The organism is Psychrobacter sp. MES7-P7E (assembly GCF_002863645.1).
GTDB lineage: Bacteria > Pseudomonadota > Gammaproteobacteria > Pseudomonadales > Moraxellaceae > Psychrobacter.
This window is the reverse complement of record NZ_PJBU01000104.1, coordinates 1-17912: the sequence shown is the minus strand read 5'-3', so window position 1 is coordinate 17912 and position 17912 is coordinate 1. Positions and strand designations below refer to the sequence as shown.

Annotated in this window: 20 protein-coding genes; 7 read left to right on the top strand and 13 right to left on the bottom strand. The window is 43.1% G+C overall.

The genetic code is table 11. The features are described from left to right. Positions 1-113 precede the first annotated feature (113 nt). A complete protein-coding gene (locus CXF62_RS09385; protein ID WP_102094102.1) occupies positions 114-716 on the top strand; it encodes a methyltransferase domain-containing protein in 603 nt (200 codons plus the stop codon). On the opposite strand, the gene CXF62_RS09380 is transcribed toward CXF62_RS09385, so the two are convergent. Then, positions 694-1365 (bottom strand): HD domain-containing protein, encoded by a 672-nt coding sequence (locus CXF62_RS09380; RefSeq protein WP_102094101.1) that lies wholly within the window; start codon positions 1363-1365, stop codon positions 694-696. The two genes, CXF62_RS09385 and CXF62_RS09380, sit on opposite strands and share 23 nt — an antisense overlap. A 40-nt stretch (positions 1366-1405) precedes the next feature. Continuing rightward, positions 1406-2317, bottom strand: coding sequence for a hydrogen peroxide-inducible genes activator (locus tag CXF62_RS09375; protein WP_101206008.1), 912 nt, complete (start codon positions 2315-2317; stop codon positions 1406-1408). A 268-nt stretch (positions 2318-2585) separates the two neighbouring features. On the opposite strand from CXF62_RS09375, the gene ahpC reads away from it, so the two are divergent. Beyond that, positions 2586-3152: an alkyl hydroperoxide reductase subunit C gene (ahpC, locus tag CXF62_RS09370; protein ID WP_102094099.1), complete on the top strand. Its 567-nt coding sequence runs from the start codon at positions 2586-2588 to the stop codon at positions 3150-3152. Between the two features lie 170 nt (positions 3153-3322). Here ahpC and CXF62_RS09365 read toward each other — a convergent pair whose 3' ends face one another. Next, entirely contained in the window at positions 3323-3571 is a 249-nt protein-coding gene (locus CXF62_RS09365) for an HP1242/YdcH family protein (protein ID WP_057761532.1), read from the bottom strand. A 439-nt stretch (positions 3572-4010) separates the two neighbouring features. Here CXF62_RS09365 and ahpF point away from each other — a divergent pair, with 439 nt between their 5' ends. Both ahpF and CXF62_RS09355 read left to right on the top strand, forming a co-directional pair. Beyond that, on the top strand, positions 4011-5588 hold the full coding sequence (gene ahpF, locus CXF62_RS09360; protein WP_102094098.1) for an alkyl hydroperoxide reductase subunit F: 1578 nt from the start codon (positions 4011-4013) through the stop codon (positions 5586-5588). A gap of 258 nt (positions 5589-5846) precedes the next feature. Continuing rightward, the gene (locus CXF62_RS09355; protein ID WP_102094096.1) at positions 5847-7295 is read left to right on the top strand and encodes an alanine/glycine:cation symporter family protein; all 1449 of its coding nucleotides are present in this window, start codon (positions 5847-5849) and stop codon (positions 7293-7295) included. An 84-nt stretch (positions 7296-7379) separates the two neighbouring features. On the opposite strand, the gene CXF62_RS09350 is transcribed toward CXF62_RS09355, so the two are convergent. The 6 genes from CXF62_RS09350 to CXF62_RS09325 all read right to left on the bottom strand — a co-directional run bounded on the left by CXF62_RS09350 (position 7380) and on the right by CXF62_RS09325 (position 12582). Beyond that, positions 7380-8138 carry a glutathione S-transferase family protein gene (locus CXF62_RS09350; protein WP_102094095.1) on the bottom strand — a complete coding sequence of 253 codons (759 nt, stop codon included), beginning with the start codon at positions 8136-8138 and terminating at the stop codon, positions 7380-7382. Positions 8139-8336: 198 nt separating this feature from the next. Beyond that, positions 8337-9194 (bottom strand): bile acid:sodium symporter family protein, encoded by an 858-nt coding sequence (locus CXF62_RS09345; RefSeq protein WP_102078816.1) that lies wholly within the window; start codon positions 9192-9194, stop codon positions 8337-8339. 387 nt (positions 9195-9581) lie between these two features. Further along, complete coding sequence (locus CXF62_RS09340; RefSeq protein WP_057761521.1) at positions 9582-9914, bottom strand: protein tyrosine phosphatase family protein; 333 nt, start codon at positions 9912-9914, stop codon at positions 9582-9584. A gap of 67 nt (positions 9915-9981) precedes the next feature. Next, positions 9982-10308, bottom strand: coding sequence for a protein tyrosine phosphatase family protein (locus CXF62_RS09335; protein WP_057761519.1), 327 nt, complete (start codon positions 10306-10308; stop codon positions 9982-9984). 236 nt (positions 10309-10544) lie between these two features. Beyond that, positions 10545-12248, bottom strand: a complete 1704-nt coding sequence (locus CXF62_RS09330; protein ID WP_102094093.1) for a SulP family inorganic anion transporter — start codon at positions 12246-12248, stop codon at positions 10545-10547. A 46-nt stretch (positions 12249-12294) separates the two neighbouring features. After that, positions 12295-12582 (bottom strand): ArsR/SmtB family transcription factor, encoded by a 288-nt coding sequence (locus CXF62_RS09325; protein ID WP_057761516.1) that lies wholly within the window; start codon positions 12580-12582, stop codon positions 12295-12297. A 378-nt stretch (positions 12583-12960) separates the two neighbouring features. Between CXF62_RS09325 and CXF62_RS09320 the strand changes: the two genes are divergently transcribed. From CXF62_RS09320 to trxC, 3 genes are all read left to right on the top strand, one after another. Further along, on the top strand, positions 12961-13833 hold the full coding sequence (locus tag CXF62_RS09320; RefSeq protein ID WP_102094092.1) for an MBL fold metallo-hydrolase: 873 nt from the start codon (positions 12961-12963) through the stop codon (positions 13831-13833). Between the two features lie 29 nt (positions 13834-13862). Continuing rightward, complete coding sequence (locus tag CXF62_RS09315) at positions 13863-14483, top strand: class I SAM-dependent methyltransferase (protein WP_102094090.1); 621 nt, start codon at positions 13863-13865, stop codon at positions 14481-14483. A 156-nt stretch (positions 14484-14639) separates the two neighbouring features. Then, positions 14640-15077 carry a thioredoxin TrxC gene (gene trxC / locus CXF62_RS09310; RefSeq protein WP_102091852.1) on the top strand — a complete coding sequence of 146 codons (438 nt, stop codon included), beginning with the start codon at positions 14640-14642 and terminating at the stop codon, positions 15075-15077. Positions 15078-15283: 206 nt separating this feature from the next. On the opposite strand, the gene CXF62_RS09305 is transcribed toward trxC, so the two are convergent. From CXF62_RS09305 to CXF62_RS09290, 4 genes are all read right to left on the bottom strand, one after another. Continuing rightward, entirely contained in the window at positions 15284-15679 is a 396-nt protein-coding gene (locus CXF62_RS09305; RefSeq protein WP_102091853.1) for a hypothetical protein, read from the bottom strand. A gap of 165 nt (positions 15680-15844) precedes the next feature. Beyond that, complete coding sequence (locus CXF62_RS09300; protein WP_102094089.1) at positions 15845-16204, bottom strand: SirB2 family protein; 360 nt, start codon at positions 16202-16204, stop codon at positions 15845-15847. A gap of 74 nt (positions 16205-16278) precedes the next feature. Then, positions 16279-16599 carry a BolA family protein gene (locus tag CXF62_RS09295; RefSeq protein WP_102094087.1) on the bottom strand — a complete coding sequence of 107 codons (321 nt, stop codon included), beginning with the start codon at positions 16597-16599 and terminating at the stop codon, positions 16279-16281. A 284-nt stretch (positions 16600-16883) separates the two neighbouring features. Next, positions 16884-17696, bottom strand: coding sequence for a M48 family metallopeptidase (locus CXF62_RS09290; protein WP_057761502.1), 813 nt, complete (start codon positions 17694-17696; stop codon positions 16884-16886). Positions 17697-17912 lie beyond the last annotated feature (216 nt).

Here is a 17912-nt window from a genome sequence, read left to right as displayed (position 1 = left end):
TATTTTTATTATCATTTTTAAAATAAGGACACACCTGGATAAGCCTGATATTATAAGAAATAACGGTACAAATCGTGTCGTTTAATTAACAAGTTTATATACAGGGATGTCATATGGAAAACGTCAACCAAGCGGAGTTTTGGCAGCAGCGTTATGAGAAGAACAGCATCGGTTGGGACATGGGGCAGGTGTCACCACCGCTAAAAGCTTATATCGACCAGCTACCTGAGAGCGCGAAAGATCAAGCGATACTAGTGCCAGGTGCGGGTAATGCTTATGAAGTAGGCTATTTATATGAGCAAGGTTTTACCAATGTCACGCTGGTTGACTTTGCCCCTGCACCGATTGAGACGTTTGCAGAGCGCTATCCTGGTTTTCCTTCTGAACACCTGATCTGTGCGGATTTTTTTAGCTTGTCAGCTGAGCAATATCAATTTGATTGGATACTTGAGCAGACGTTTTTTTGTGCGATTAATCCATCTCGCCGTGATGAATATGTGCAACAGATGGCAAGGCTGTTAAAGCCGCAAGGCAAATTAGTTGGGTTGTTATTCGACACAGATTTTGGACGGGAAGAGCCACCATTCGGCGGCAGCAAGGAAGAGTACCAGCAGCGTTTTCAAAGTTATTTTGATATCGATATTATGCAGCCCAGCTATAATTCACATCCAGCGCGGCAAGGTAGTGAGCTATTTATAAAGCTGCAAGTAAAGTAAGCTCGCGCTTAATATTATCTCGAGCTTGCGTTTCTAACTGCTCATAGTAATGGTCAGTCAGATAGAGTTTGGGATGCGCTAGTAACCCTTGTAACACTGCAGTACGCCCATCACGGTAGCTGTCATCGGCGACGTGTGCATATTCTTGACGTATCGCCTTTGCATACTGCTCATATGCAGACCAAGGCGCACCCAACATACTTAAATCCATATCTAACAGATATGCCGCATCGTTATATTTGTCCCTGTCTACCAACATATCTATCTGATGATTAGCCGTCATCATAATGAGAACGTGAATGTGTTGGCATTGCTCTGTGCTTAGATAAGGGCCCAAAGCATCTGTCGCAAATTCTGTACTTTTTAGCTCATTGTCGAAGCGTGTTGGGTCGTAAATCACATCATGATAGTACAGTGCCAATGCAATGATATGTGGCTTAGCAAGATGGTGCTTAATATTCTCAAACTGTACCAATAACTGCTCAATGTGATTGAGTGTATGATAAGCACGTTGTGGTTCACCATAGCGCGTCACGATATCTTGCCAAAGCCTATCTATTTGCTTTGGCGAGATATCACTGGTCATAGTTGACAAATGCTGTGCAAAGCACTTGCCAAGCTCATCATGCTTATTTGAGACAGTTTTCATATGTCATTTTTTCACTATGACCGTGGTAAAAATGGTTTGATTATTCTTTGTTAGCCACTGCGTCTTTAAATGCTTTATTAAACACCTCACCAAGCAAGCTAACATCATCGACACGCGCATAGTTCAGACGGGTGACAAAGGCAATATGGCGATGCGGCCCGTCTTCAGCCAATGGTATGGCAACGGCATTCTGGTTTTGCAGGTGTAGCTGATCGAGCGCCATTTCAGGCACTAGCGTTGTGCCCATATTGGCAAGTGCCATTTGAATCAAAGTGTTTAAACTGGCATCTGAGAAGCTTGATTTCATTTGTGCGCGGTCGAAATGACAAACAGACAGGGTTTGGTCAGTTAGGCAGTGTCCTTCACCAAGTAGCATGAGGTTGGCAGTTGCCAGTTCGTCAGCATTGATGGTCTCAAGCTTGGCATGTATGTCATCTTTTGGAAATACAGCAAAGAAGTCTTCACTCCAAAACTCAAAACTGTGTAGCCCATCTACCGCATAAGGTAGCGCAATAATAGCGGTGTCGATATGACCGTAGCGTACCTGTTCAAGCAAACGCTCTGTCTGTTGTTCGACGATGGTCATACGGAACTCTGGATATTGTGCACGCAGCGCAGGCAGTACTTTTGGCAGCAAATAAGGCGCAATCGTCGGAATGATACCGACAGTCATGGGATAGGCAAGCGGCGTCTGATGGCTATGAGCACGCGTGGTCAAATCGCTGACCTCAGAAAACACTCGCTGCGCCCGTGTGAGGATGTCTTGACCGATAGGGGTAATCAATACCTGTTTATTGTTGCGCTCAAAAATCTGAGTATCTAGCTGTTTTTCTAATTCTGCGATACCCAAACTTAGTGCAGATTGCGAGATATTGCAATCTTCAGCCGCACGTTTAAAATGACGATGTTTGGCGACGGCTAGGGCAAACTCAAGTTGTCGTAAAGTAATCATAAAACATCTCTGTTAGTGGGTTTTTAATGCAATTTATTATGTTTGGTCAACCTTTATAAGGTAGCAAATTACCAATTAAGCACCAATGATAAAATGTAGAGATAATAGTTTAACAAGTTTAATAAAACAAAACATCACATTAAAAACTTTTAACTGGATTAACCATAGAATTCGCGTATAGTTTGTCAGGTAGCCCAGAGAGCTAGAGGGCTAATTGAAAAAACCACATAATTAATTTCCAATTTACTTAACTATAGAGGAGCCAACCATGGCGTCTATCATCAATCAAGAAATCCCAGAATTTTCAGCAGATGCATACGTAAACGGTGAGTTCAAAACCATCACTTCAGAAGACGTAAAAGGCAACTGGGCGATTTTCCTATTTTACCCAGCCGATTTCACGTTTGTTTGCCCAACTGAGCTAGAAGACATGGCTGCTCATTATGACGAGCTACAAGGCCTTGGTGTTGAAGTATACTCAGTATCTACTGACACGCATTTCACGCATAAAGCATGGCATGATTCTTCAGAAGCTATCGGTAAAGTACAATACCCAATGATCGGCGATCCTACTGGTAAAATCACTCGTGGCTTCAATGTCATGATTGAAGAAGCAGGTTTGGCTGAGCGCGGTACATTCTTAGTAGATCCTGATGGCTTGATCCAAGTCGCTGAAATCCATGCTGGCGGTATCGGCCGTAGTGCAAAAGACATGCTACGTAAAGTAAAAGCAGCACAGTATGTTCGTGAAAACGACGGTGAAGTTTGCCCAGCAGCTTGGGAACAAGGCGGCGACACATTGAAGCCAAGTCTTGACCTAGTTGGTAAAATCTAAGTAGATATTTCATATTTAGATAAAAGTAGTGCTGTACCTTAAATCTCTGATTTAAGTCAGTGCTGCAAATAAAGACCCCATTAACATAAGTTGATGGGGTCTTTTTACGTCTTAAGCATAGGTATTGTTAGTATTATTTTTTCAGCATATCTCTAAGTATAGACGCAATATCAAGCGCGAGACTGTGCTTTATTTTTATCAATAGTTTTATAAATCTCGTCTTTGAGTTGTAGCTTTCGTCGTTTCATCTGTTCGATTTCTTCGTCGCGACTGGCATGCTTGACCACATCGTTTTCAAGCTTATTAATTTGCCTATCTAGAGTCGTATGCTCGTCAAAGATACTCGCAAAATGCGTGTCCTTTTGCTTAAGCTCATCGATAATATCACTGTGATCTTGCCATGTGTCTGTCATTGTCATGTTGTCATCCTTGTTATTTAGTGCAAGCTTAGAATAAGCGTAAGCACGTTATGGTTAAGACGCTTATGATGGTGAGACTTTTTTTGGAAGGGGTGAACGTTTAATGGTAATAAAGGTAGTTACTTCACGATATTGATAATGCATATTGCTATCCATACCATTCGATTGTAGCGAAAAAATAGACCATGTACCATCACTATCATTTGTTTGTGTATTTGTATTTAATTGTTTAAAGCGATAAACGATTAGTTTTATAAAACATAAAGTTTGAGTTTCTCAGCTTGCCGAAACTCGCTAAACGCTTGATAATAGACACATCAAAGGGCAAGAGCCCACTATATATAACCTTTTATACAAAATTATCAACACCAACTATTTCATATTTAGACGCGTAGCATGACAGCTGCCGTTACATATTCAGTCATAATGAGGAACAAACATGATAGATCAAAATTTATTAGATGCCGTTAAGAGCTATAGCGAAAACATGACACGTCCAATTACCTTTGTATTGGGTAATGGTACGCATGCGAAACGTGCAGAATTGGTAGATTTTTTGACCAAGATTGCTGGAACGACAGACAAAATCAATTTCGATGCAGAAGCAACTGACGATAGTTTGCCTAGTGCGATTAGTTTTAAAGTAGTCAGTCACATTGATGGCGAATCAAACGATACTGGTATCGTATTTAGCGGTATCCCAGGTGGTCATGAGTTTACGTCATTGATTTTGGCGATTTTGCAAGCGGGTGGTCATACGCTAAAGTTGGATGAAGGTATCCAAAAGTTAGTTAAGCGCTTTAATAAGCCATTACAGTTCCAGACCTACGTGTCATTGTCATGCCATAGCTGCCCAGAAGTCGTTCAGGCATTGAACCAGTTTGCGCTATTAAACGATGGTATCAGCAACGAGATGATCGATGGTGCATTGTTTCAAGAGCAAGTAGAAGCGAATAAAATCCAAGGTGTACCAGCTGTATTTTTAAACGGTAAGCCATTTGCTAATGGTCTAATCGACACTGCTAAATTGATTGGAAAATTGCAAGAGCAGTTCCCTGATTTACTGTCAGAAGTAGAAGACGATGCTGAGCAATTAGAGCAGCAAGACGTCACTATCATCGGTGCTGGCCCTGCAGGTGTGGCTGCAGCCATTTATACAGCGCGTAAAGGCTTAAAAGTCACAATGGTCGCTGATCGTATCGGTGGACAGGTAAAAGACACGCAAGACATTGAGAATTTGATTTCAGTGCCGCTAACCAATGGTACAGATTTATCGACCAACTTTGTTAAGCACTTGGCCGAATATAATATCACGCTAAAAGAGCATGTGAGCGTTAAAGAAATCGGCGAGACTGAAGAAGAGAACTACAGTATCCATCTAAATACTGGTGAGACGTTCGAGACTCGTAGTATTATCTTGGCGACAGGTGCTCAGTGGAGAAAGCTTGGCGTACCGGGTGAAGAAGAAAATATCGGTAAAGGTGTGGCTTTCTGTGCGCATTGTGATGGTCCATTCTTTAAAGGTAAAGACATCTCAGTGATCGGCGGTGGTAACTCAGGCGTGGAAGCAGCACTAGATTTGGCAGGTATCGTCAATCACGTTACTGTACTCGAGTTCGCTGACGAGTTAAAAGCTGACCAAGTACTGATCAACAAAGCGAAAGAGAAGACCAACATTGAGTTCATTACCGGTGCAGCGACACAAGAGATCAAAGCGACTGATGGCAAAGTATCGTCTATCGTCTATCAAGATCGCAGCACGGGTGAGACTCATGAGCGTGATTTATCAGGGGTGTTTGTACAGATTGGTTTAGTACCAAACACTGGATTCATCAAAGGCTTCGTTGATCTAAACCGCTTTGGTGAGATCGAAATCGATGAGCGCTGCCGTACAGATCGTAAAGGTATCTTCGCTTGTGGTGACGTAACCACCGTGCCATTTAAGCAGATTAACATTGCGATGGGTGAAGGTAGTAAAGCGGCACTGTCAGCGTTTGAATACTTGGTCATGCAGTAAGTTATTCGGTTTAGTTTCAGTATAAAAGGCCACCTCGGTTGAGGTGGTTTTTTTGTGCTATCGCATAAATACGTCTATATAGAAAAATCCTGATAATTAGAAAATGGACTCTTAAGTAAACAAATAACGCGATTTCACTCAGAAAATATCAGTATTTACGTTACAAATTCGACATTTGCATTACAAACTCGTGTTGTTGATGCAATAATGTATGCAATAAAACCTATCATAGCGTCATGAACTATAAGGAAAATAGGCATGGAATACATTGAAGCTTTTTTTGCCCTAGTCGGGGATCTAACGTGGGGCTGGGCGCTCGTGCCTATGCTAATTATCTTTGGTTTATTATTTACCATCGTAGGTAGGTTCGCTCAGTTTAAATATTTTAAACGTATGTTCCGTGTGTTCAAAACGGATGAAGTAGGAGACGACGGAATCTCTGCCCGTCAGGCGTTGCTCGTTTCTATCGGTGGACGTGTGGGCGGCGGTAACATTGCTGGTGTTGCTGTTGCCATCTCTTTAGGAGGACCGGGAGCGGTATTCTGGATGTGGGTTGTGGCCTTAATTGGCATGATGACCAGCATTGTCGAGTGTAGCTTAGCCCAGCTTTACAAGCGTAGAGACAATGATGGTAACTTTCGCGGTGGCCCTGCGACCTATATTTTACATGGGTTAGGTAAAGACTATCGCTGGCTCGCTGTCATTTATGCGATCTCGCTACTACTGTCTTTTTCTATCGGGTTTGTGGCGTTTCAGGGCAACACGGTAGCAGGCTCAGCGCTTGAAAGCTTTGGGATTGACCGCTGGATAACGGGTCTGGTTCTGGTGATTGCAGGTGGATTTATTGTCTTTGGCGGTATTCAGCGCATTGCAAAAGTAGCTGACGTTGTCATTCCTGTTATGGCATTAATCTATATCAGTATGGCACTTATTATTATTGCGTTTAACTTTACAGAACTGCCTGCACTGATGGTAATGATTGTCAAAAATGCTTTTGGCATTGAGTCTGTCGTGGGCGGTGGTATTGGTGTGGCAATTGAGCAAGGTATGAAGCGTGGTTTATTCTCTAATGAAGCGGGTCTAGGTTCTGCGCCTAATATTGCCGCCACCGCTTACGCCACTCATCCTGTTAGTCAAGGTATCTCGCAGTCACTGTCTGTGTTTATTGATACGATAATCGTATGTAGTGCCACCGCATTTATGATTTTACTGAGCGGCGTGTATCAACCAGGTGCTGAAGTCGATGGTATTGTATTGGCACAGCAGGCGCTAACGACCCAACTTGGGGATTGGGCACAGTATATTCTCACCATATCGATATTGCTATTTGCCCTAAGCTCTATTATGTATAACTATTATATGGGTGAAAATGCCATTAATTTCTTGATCAAAAAGAATATCAAAATGGCGACTCTAGTTTTGCGAGTTGTGGTGATTGCGGTATTATTCTTGGGCGCAGTGGCTCCTGCAGCAACCGCAGTGTTCTTCTTCGCTGATCCGTTGATGGGCGTGCTAGCGCTAGCAAACTTATTGGCCTTGATAATGTTATTTCCGCGAGCTAAGCGTCTACTTGACGACTTTGCAAGTCAGTTAAGATCAGGGGTTAAAGAGCCTTTATTTGATGCACAAGAGTATGAAAAGTTGGATCTCGATTTGAGCGCATGGGGTAAAAAAGCAGTGAAAGAAGCGTTAGACCAAAAACAGTAGTACCTGTAGGCTTTATTTCTCATGAAAGAAAAAACCACTTTAACGTAGTTAAAGTGGTTTTTTTATGCAAGATACTATTTATGCCTAAAATGAATGGTTATTCGCCAATACGCCAACGACAGACAGTATTTCTCCTGCTTCATCTTCTTCAATAATTCGAGTTTCTGTCAGTGCTGATTGTTGCCACGCCTGTATGTGTGGATGATTTAGCATAGTTTGGCAATACTGCTTGGTCAGTGGCTGCAAAGCAATATCAGACGCATCAGCATAAGTCTGTAATCGCAGCACCACTGGAGCAAAAAACACATCGGATGCTGTGAAATCTCCGAATAAGAAACTGTCTGCTGAGCGACCTTTTAAACAATCGGCGTAGATGTTTTCGATACGAGCGATATCAGCCAAACAAGCACTACTTGGTTGTATCTTAGCCGTTGCTCGTATATTCATCGGCATCTCATTACGAATGCCTGTCAATCCCGAATGCATCTCAGCCACGATGCTTTGGCAATAGGCACTATTTATTCTACTTTGATTATTATTTCGTTTTTCAGCGTTAGATTTATCAATACCTGTCCAAATATCAATATCCGTAAAGTACTCATTGACATGCATCGCAATCGCTAAGGTGTCCCAAACGGTTACTTTATTATCTTTTTCACCATAGACTAAAATAGGTACTTTACCCGTTGGCGAATGTGCTTCGAGCGTTGAACGTGCTGATGGATGAAACAACTCAATAAGTTGCTCATCAAAATCAACATTGAATGCTTTGAGCAATAGCCACGCTCGTAGCGACCAAGATGAGTAGTTTTTATTCCCAATAATTAATAGCGGTTTTTCCATCATAGAGTCCTATTAAGCGATAACAGTAGCATTTTATTATGTACTCAATCTTGAGTATTGACCAGTCTATAACCCGAGCTATATTTTTATCATTTAAATCATATTACAAAAAAAGCGCCCCTCCAATGTTTGGAAGGGCGCTTATTTAGACGAGCACTTATTGAGAAGGGCGCTTTTTATTTCTCGTACTTACTACAATCAGTTCTTGTTTTTAATTAGGAAAATAACAGGCAGCGCAACGACATACATCAGCACACCGTACAAAGCAGCAGGCAGTGCTATAACTGGCAGTGTGCTCACACCCATGATGATAGGGGCTAAGGTAATAGCCGTCGTACTATTTTGGATACTGGTTTCTATTGAGATGGTTTTGGTATCAAACCAGCTGAGCTTTAGGACTCTAGAGATTAAGATGCTAATAGCAAATAAAATAGCAATGATAAAGACCAGCTCTAAACCAATTTGAGTGAACTGTGATTGTAGTAGTTGCCAGTTAGAGGCAATAGCAGCAAAGACAATTAGTACAAAAAACACGCTGGCCAAGCCGTTTAGAAGGCTGCTACGACGTACCATAAAGTCAGTAAATTTGTGGCGAGCAAGCATACCAAGAGATACTGGCAATGTGGTCAATAAGAACATGACTAAGCCAATCTTTATCGCGCTAATAGAGTTCGCCTGATCTTTCATAAAATGATCAAAAGCCAACGTAATTAAAATGGGCAATGTAATCACCGACAATATGCTGACCACACCGGTCAACGCGATAGAGAGCGCGACATTTCCTTTGGCATAGTAGGTCAACATGTTGCTAGTGACGCCACCGGGACAAAAACTAATCAGCATAATCCCAAAAGCAATCGCTGGTGGCGGAGCCGTCACTAACACGACTGCTAGCGCAACCAACGGTACCAACACAACTTGATTGATTAAGCCAACAAAGAACGCTTTCGGATATTTGGCAATGACCTTAAAATCACTCAGTTTTAGCCCTGCTCCTAGAGTGAACATAATGTAGGCAAGGGCTAGTGGCAGTAATGCTAGCGCGGTATTATTCATCAAACATTCCTTGTAAAACTAAAATGCCATATCAAGATGGCTTTTTGAAAGTAAATAGCAGCGGGGCAACCTTGTCATCAGGCAGCTGCTCACAATCCATGTGTTTAGGTATTTAATCGTCTAGCTAATGAGGTGTCTTAACCACTAAGCTAGATCAAGCCTATCAAATGATAATAGCGGTATTACGCTCGTATAGTAACCCACTTGTCGTGACTATTGAGGTTGGTCGAGGTTGTTGGAAGCTATCGGGAAATGATTAGGCAGTGACTAGGTAGTGATTGAGTTGTTTGTGGCTAATGACACTTTGAGCATAATGATACGCACAGTAAAAAGCCCACAAGATTCTGTGGGCTAAATACGCTAACTTTCTAGTCTACTTATGCTGCACTAGTCGTCTAGTAAATCCATTTGCTTGGCTGCTTCATAGATACCGTTTGAGCGGTTACCCGTGCGGCAAAAAATCAGCATTGGCTGCTCAGCTTGATTAAAGAAATCTGCAAACGTTTCAACGTGAGTTTGATTTAGCTCATTACCTGCAAAAGAAATCTCTTTATAAGCAAGACCAGCTTCTTTGGCGGCTGCTTCGATTTCGGCACTGGTTGGCTGATTTGGCTCTTCACCATCAGGACGGTTGTTAATAATGGTTTTGAAACCATTTTCGGCAATCATAGGCACTTGGTCAGGCGTGATTTGTCCGGTAAAGCTAACTTCATGGCTCATAAGAGCTCCTTGTTTTTATTGGTGTTGTTGGGTTTATAAAACGTGTTAGTTCGAGCGACGGTTATCGTTATAACAGACCTTGCATCAATGCGCTTTGGTATAGTAGCTTGGCACGTGCACCAGTGCCACAAAACATTAATATAGGCTTGGGCATGGAGTGATAGAAATCGGCAAACTGCTCGACCGTCAGCATACTTAAGCGCTCATCATCAAACGGCAGATGCTGATACGCTAGGTTTGCCTGTTCGGTAGCCGTTGCCAAATCGCAGCTATTAGGCTGTGTCTCAATCTCGGCATCTGGCCGAATATTAAGCACTGAACGATAACCAAGCTCAGCAATCTTAACGCATTGACTTGGATATATTTGCTTATAAATCGTTAAATCATCGGTCATAAAATAGATTCAGTTATATTTGTTAAGGTATATTTATTATTGAAGGTTAGGCTAAGAATATCAAAAGACTATAAATCAGCATTTTTTAGGCCGATTTCTAGGTTAATTGATTACTTATTTAGTGCGTCTAGCATAACACAGGCGCTATCATAGCGATATTGTGTTGTAGGCGACAATAGTAATTGAGGTTGAGCGAAATTAATGTATCAGCAACTTTGTTGTGGTCAAAATATAGATTACTTTAACGCATCGACAGCATCTAAGGTGCTTAGATAGACTTGTCCTGATAGCTCGCTAATCAATGGGGTGTGACCGATGATGTCCATTACAGGACCTTTGATAAAGCTGAAATGTAAGCGCTTATTCTGTAACGCCAATTCGTGGTTCAAGGTACAAAGCATTTCTTGAGCGGTCAAATCTATATGGTTGACGGCGGCCATAATCAATACGATTTCATTGGCATCGGGATATTGCTGCATGGCATTGAGGATGCGTCGATGTACAGATTCACTATTACCAAAGAACAAACTCTCATCGATACGCAACATCAATAAATTGCTAAAAGTTACGACGTCATGGCGATTGATATTACGAAAATGTCCTGTACCGCCCAATTGTCCAACGATAGCCACGTGCGGCTTACTCGACTGCCAGATGAGACTGGCGAATGACACCATTAGACCAATGACCAGTCCCGTGTTTAGCCCAAATATCAGAACACCGACGAACGCGGCCAAAAAGCTAGCACCATCTAAGCGATCACGCTGCCATGCAGATTTCAACGTCGCAATATCTATCAGGCCAATGATAGAGGCCATGATAGTTGCGCCCAGTAGTGCATAGGGTAGTGGGGCAAGTACATTGCTAAAGGCTATAAGCGCGGCAATCATTACCAGTACGGTGACGAGACTGGCAAGTGGTGTCTTCGCGCCGGAGTCGGCATTGATAGCCGTACGCGAAAAACCACCAGCAACCGCAAAACTTTGGAACAGTCCACCAGACAGGTTGGCCAGACCCAGCCCAGTCAGTTCACGATTGGCATCAAAACTCTCACCACGCAAGCGCGCATAGGTACTGGCAACTGAACTGCTCGACACAAATACGATCAGTGCCATCAATCCTGCTGTGGGCAAGAGTTTGAGTGCTTCTTGTAAGTCTGAGATATGCGGTAACGTAAAGCTCGGCAGCCCCTGTGGAATACGACCGATGGTCGCGACACCATATGTGCTCCAATGCAGTGCCATACTGAGTACGATGGCGATGCCAAGTAAAATAAGCGGGAATAAGCGCTCTGCCCATTTGGCATACGACGATGATAGCCACGTCTGCCATATCCATTCACTTGCATAGCGATTGGCAACCAATAGCGCAAATGCGGTAATACCGATAGCTAAGGTCAATGGATGCAGCTGGCTGGCATAGCGTTGCATGGTAGATAGATACCCAATCAAACTATTGCCAGTGACCGGAATGTCTGTCAGATATTTGAGCTGACTGACAAATATAAGAACCGCTGCACCGCTTACAAACCCTGCGGACACACCGCGACTGATAAACTGCATGATCCAGCCAAGTTTTAACCGTCCTGCAATCCATAGCAGTGCACCTACCATTAGTGCCAATAGGCTGGCCATCAGTGCATACTGTTCAGTGCCTTGCTCAGCATAAGGCAGTAGGCCACTGGCTGTCATGATGGCGGTAATGGCAACGGGACCTACGGCTTGCACGTTGCTAGAGCCGAGCCACGCATAAACGAGGACAGGTACGATCGCTGCATATAGGCCATAGACAGGCGGCAGTCCTGCAAGCACCGCGTAACCTAGGCTCTGCGGTATGACCAACACGCCCACCACTATGCCTGCGACGAGATCAGTCGGCAACGCTGAGAGCTGGTATTGACGCAGCCAAGCTGGAATCAGACGAGCGACGATAGAGGACATATCAATCACCACAGTAGATAGTACAAATAATTAGGCGAGGGCGGCGTTATTCTGCTTTGGCACAAAAACGTTGATACAGCAGATCGAGTACAGCTAGCGCATCCTCGCTTGCGATACTATAGTAAATTTGCTTACCTTCGCGGCGTGTGGCGACCAGCTCGTCTTTGCGCAATATACCCAATTGCTGCGATAAGCTCGGCTGTCCAACCCCGACCAAATCCTCCAGCTCACCGACGCAATATTCACCTTGGGTCAATTGACAGAGAAGAAGTAGGCGATCAGGGTGCGATAGCGACTTTAGTAGTTGGCTGGCTTGTAGCGATGCTTGCTGCATTTGCTTGGCAAGATCGGCAGGTACTAAATCTGCAGTATCAGATGACCCATCGTCAGTAGTACTGCGAGTAGGTGTACCTTCGGCTGAAATAGAAGTAGTCAGAACAAATTCCTTACATTAGAGGGTAACAGATACCATGATGTTTTGAACAATATATAGTTGATTATCAATGATATCACGCCATATAGCAAGTTATCATTAATTACATTATATAAATTGATAAATTGTATGGTGGTTGTTATATTGGTGGCATCAGATAAGTCGTAGGAACGCATTATATACGACTGAATATCATACTTAAGGGTTAATTAAAGATAAAAATTCCTATAACCAAAATATGTATAAATAACTTATGTATAAATAATTGAAGAGGCCGCCATGCAAGTTCATTCTTTTTTAGATAACGATACAGAAACCTATACCCACGTACTTGCTGATACTGAGCAAAAATTATGCGCCATTGTCGATCCTGTATTGAACTTTGATGCTAAGTCAGGCCGAACCAATACCAGCAGTGTCGATGAAGTGATTGAGTTTGTACGTGAGCAGGATTGGACGCTCAAGTATATTATCGAGACCCATGCGCATGCAGATCATTTATCAGCGGCCATCCATGTAAAAGAAAGCCTTGGCGGACAATTAGTCATCGGTCAGCATATCACCGAAGTACAAAAAATCTTTAAGCAAATTTTTAATTTTGACACTAGTTTCCGCACTGATGCCAGCCAGTTTGATATTTTAACAGATGAAGGCGAGACCTTAGAGCTTGGCAATATTACTATCACTGCGATGTATGTACCTGGTCATACATGTGCCGATATGGCCTATCTAGCCGCTGATGATGAAAAAACAGTGGTATTCGTTGGAGATACGTTGTTTGCGCCTGATGTCGGTACAGCGCGCTGTGATTTCCCTGGTGGCGATGCCAAAACGCTTTATCAGTCTATTCAGAAGCTGCTAGCACTTCCTGAAGATACCATCATGTATCTGTGTCATGATTATCCGAGCAAAGGTCGTCAGCACTGCCCAACGACGACAGTAGCCGCACAAAAACTAGAAAACATCCATGTCAAAGACAGTATAAACGAAGCGGAGTTTGTGCAGATGCGTGAGCGCCGTGATGCGACTTTAGATATGCCTCGCCTTATCATTCCTGCTGTACAAATCAATATCGATGCCGGACGCTTTCCAGAAACAGAAGATAATGGTACACGCTATCTAAAAGTTCCGATCAATGTCCTTGGTGGATAAATTAAATAATGCAATAACTGGAGAGAGCAATGAACCCTTACGAGCGCTATGTGTTGCCAAAGATGATAGATATTGCCTGTAGTACGGGCAATGTCATGAAAGCACGTTCCAAAATTGTTCCGCAAGCGCTCGGTAAGGTGTTGGAGATTGGCATTGGTAGCGGTCTGAATTTGCAGTTTTATGATGCTAATAAAGTCTCTTCTATTATCGGTGTGGATCCAGCGGCTCAAATGCAGTCGCTGGCTCGTGAACGTGCAGCTGACATTGGCATTCCGGTTGAAGTGATAGCCGTCGATGTAAAAGGTATCCATGCTGATACGGATCAATTTGATACGATTGTGATGACTTTTACCTTGTGTAGCATTGATGATCCAGTGGCGGCGCTTCGAGAAATGGCGCGCGTGCTAAAACCTAGCGGTCGCTTACTATTTTGTGAGCACGGACTGGCACCAGATTTTTCTGTTGAGCGTTGGCAGCATCGATTGACACCTTTTTGGAAGCCTATAGCAGGTGGGTGTCATTTAGATCGCGATATTCCGGCGCTTATCAGAGAAGGTGGGTTTGTCATTGATGAGTTGAGCGAAGCGTATTTGCCTGGTCCACGACCAATGAGCTATGTGTATAGCGGTGTGGCACAGCAACTGGCATAAAGGATAAGCCCAATTAACTATGCTAAAATTATTTATGTAATCAATCAACGCAACGACTACAGCTATAACTACAGCAAGCAACGTAACTAGCTTTTATATAAAATGGTTCATGAACAGTATTTGAAATAACAAAATAATTAGAATAGGAATTAAATAATGAGTGAGCAAAGTTTTCATCTAGTATGCCCACATTGCCAAGCAACCAACCGTGTGCCTGCTGCACGATTAAGCGCTGCGCCAAAATGCGGTAAATGTGGTCAGCCATTATTGACTGCTAGTCCGCATGAGCTAAATGCGCAAACAGCCAATAAGGTTATTCAAAAAAATGATGTGCTGACTATCGTGGATTTTTGGGCTAGTTGGTGTCAGCCTTGTATCATGATGGCGCCAGAGTTCAAGAGCGCTGCTAGCCAATTACCGCAAGTAGTCTTCGCTAAGGTACAAACGGATAAATACGAGCAGGCAGCCGCTCCTTACAATATTCGCAGCTTGCCAACGATGGTTGCTTTTAGAAATGGTAAAGAAGTCGCGCGACAATCAGGCGCGTTACCAAGTCATCAAATCATCCAATGGGTGCAAAGCTTACAGTCGTAGTATTAGTCAGGCTAGATTACTTTTTCTCCAAGCTATCTAAGCGCTCATGTTTTCTTACAAAAAACCGTAGCTATTATAAAAAAGCCAATATGTGATCTGCATATTGGCTTTTTTTCTATTTCATGTACTATTTTATGGTGTCATACACTATTTTACGGTATCAGGCACTATCTTAGTCGTTTAGATAGCTTTGCATTTGCTTAATTTTACTCACCATAAATCTTGATGCCATTGGCAAAGCTACAACGCTGAATGCGCGCCGACTGGACAATTGCATCACGCTCACCGTAGAGACGCGATAATTTTGCATCACGTGCTTTGGTATTGTTGCTCTTGCCTAGACCAAAGCTGATATTCGGCGAGATACCCCAGCGTCCTGCAGAGACACCAACACCGACGCCTGATGCCGATAGGGTAGACTGCTCATTGCGTGCCGCTTCGACATAGCGGTTGACACGAGTATACTCTTGGCCAAGTGCTTGGCAATTATAATTCTGATAAGTACTTGGCGGTACATATTGCGGGGTGATGTTACCAGTAGAGGCACAGCCTGAGAGCGCAAAAATGCCAGCTAGTAGTGTCGCTGTCGTAAACGTTTTCATAATGGCTCCAGTGGCTAAGTGATTGTATTTATATCTATTTAAGATAGCAAAAATAGCGTGATTAAGATATTGAAAATCCATCGATGATGAAAAATTTTCGTATCATGTCATCAACATAACGATAGCTTTCTAAAACGTTTGCTTATTAAAACAGAAAGTCGCTTATTAAAATAAGTTTGCCGGCTTAGCAAAGGCAAGTATGACGATCCCGATATAAGCAACGGCAGCGATAAGGATACCTGTTTTTCTTTGCACAGGTGTCGCATCAACCTTAAACGCTTTGATACTTGAGCTAATAGCAGCGATAAGTAAAATGATTTTGGCAAACACCCACTGGACAGGAGCGTTGGCACCCATCAATTGCATTAGCATCATCGCACCTGACAAGATAAGTAGGGCATAGATAATATGCGTGGCTATTTTGACCACACGTGGTGCGCGGCGGTCTGCGCTGAGTACTAAGTAGCTTTGATATAAAAATAGCGCAACAGTCAGCGCTGCCATCAGCATATGTAGGTGTTTCATTGAATATTGCTCCCTCTAAAACTGCAGTATATAGGCTAATTTAGAATAGTTAGTTGCGAGTCAAACATAATCGTCTATTTGTTTTGACCAGCACATAATGGACTCGCAGGGCTTTGACCTTGCCATTCTGTCGGAGTATAGGCATGGATGGCGAGGGCATGTACTTGGCCGCCTTGTGAAGTGAGCAAAGGCGCGACTAGGCCATATATCAGCTGATGACGCCCGACCAGTCGTTTGCCGTCAAATGCATCGCTAACGATAGTGAGCTTAAAGTGGCTTTCTTTACCTTCAAAGTAACCAGCATGCGACATCGACTCATTGATCAGTTCGATATGCTGCGGTTCTAGCGCTTGTAATTCAGTATGAAGTGCGTCGGCCGTAGGTGTGGTACTCATAACAATCCTTCAATGTATTTTGTGCAATTTGATTGGGCAATCTGCAAATAATATTTATCGGCATTATAACAGACACGATAAGCGGGATAGCGTGCGATTGCCAAATCGATCAATTGCAAACCCTGCCGATTACAATGCTTATCAACTACAATGCTTGTCAATTATAAAACCTGCCATGTCTGGCTATAACTAAAAAAGCAAAGCACAACGCTTTGGCTGTACTTTGCTTCTATGATATCTAAATGCGCACTGCTAAAGCGTAGGAGTAGCTAATTATCTACTTATTAGCGGCGCGACTGTTGATATAGAGGCGTAACTTTTGGCATCAATGACTGTAACTCTGCGATACGGCTGCTGCTCGTTGGGTGAGTGCTGAGGAATTGTGGTGGCTCACCTTGGCTTGCTTTTTGCATTTTTTGCCAAAGCGTAACAGCCGCCTGAGGGTTATAACCTGCACGTGCCATCAGCTCAAGACCGATCTGATCAGCTTCACTTTCTTGAGTGCGGCTGTGGGGTAGGCTCAAGCCTAAATTACCCGCAGTACCAGCTAACTCAGCCTGTCCTTGTGATAAGCCAAATATACTAGCAGCCAGACCAATACCAGTTTGGGTTGCATACTCGCGTGATAGACGCTCGCGTGAATGCTCACGTAGTGCATGAGAGATTTCATGACCCATGATGGCAGCAATCTCATCATCAGTAAGGTTCAAACGGTCGATGATGCCTGAATAAAACATAATCTTACCACCCGGCACCACAAATGCATTTAAATCGTTAGACTTGATAGTGTGTACTTCCCATTGCCACTTGGCTGCATCTGCGCGGTAGACGCCAACTTGACCAACTAGTCGGTTGGCAATATTTTTTAAGCGGTTTAGCTGAGCGGTATTGGTATCTAACACACCTTTTGATTTTGCGTCTTGTATTGTTTTGGCATAGCTTTGGGCAGATAATGCCAATACTTGCTCACTAGACACTAATAGCAACTGCTGACGATCAACACCAACTGCGCCAGAATTGGTAGTGCTGGTACAACCAGTTAAAGTCAGTGCTGACAACGAAGCGGCCATCACTGTCGTGGTTAATAACTTCTTCATAAAAATATCCTCTCTATAAGATGGAAAAACATAAAGTCAAACAAGTTAAAGAATAGTGCAGCAGATGTGGGAGCCGTGTTTATTAATCTTTTAGTAGTGCTCATTTATCCGCTTAAACAGTAAAAGTTTACCTTAACTGCCATTGGACATAAGTATAATAATGTTAACCACCTAAAACCAAGATAGGAAAAGTAACAATAAAGCGTATGATTGTAA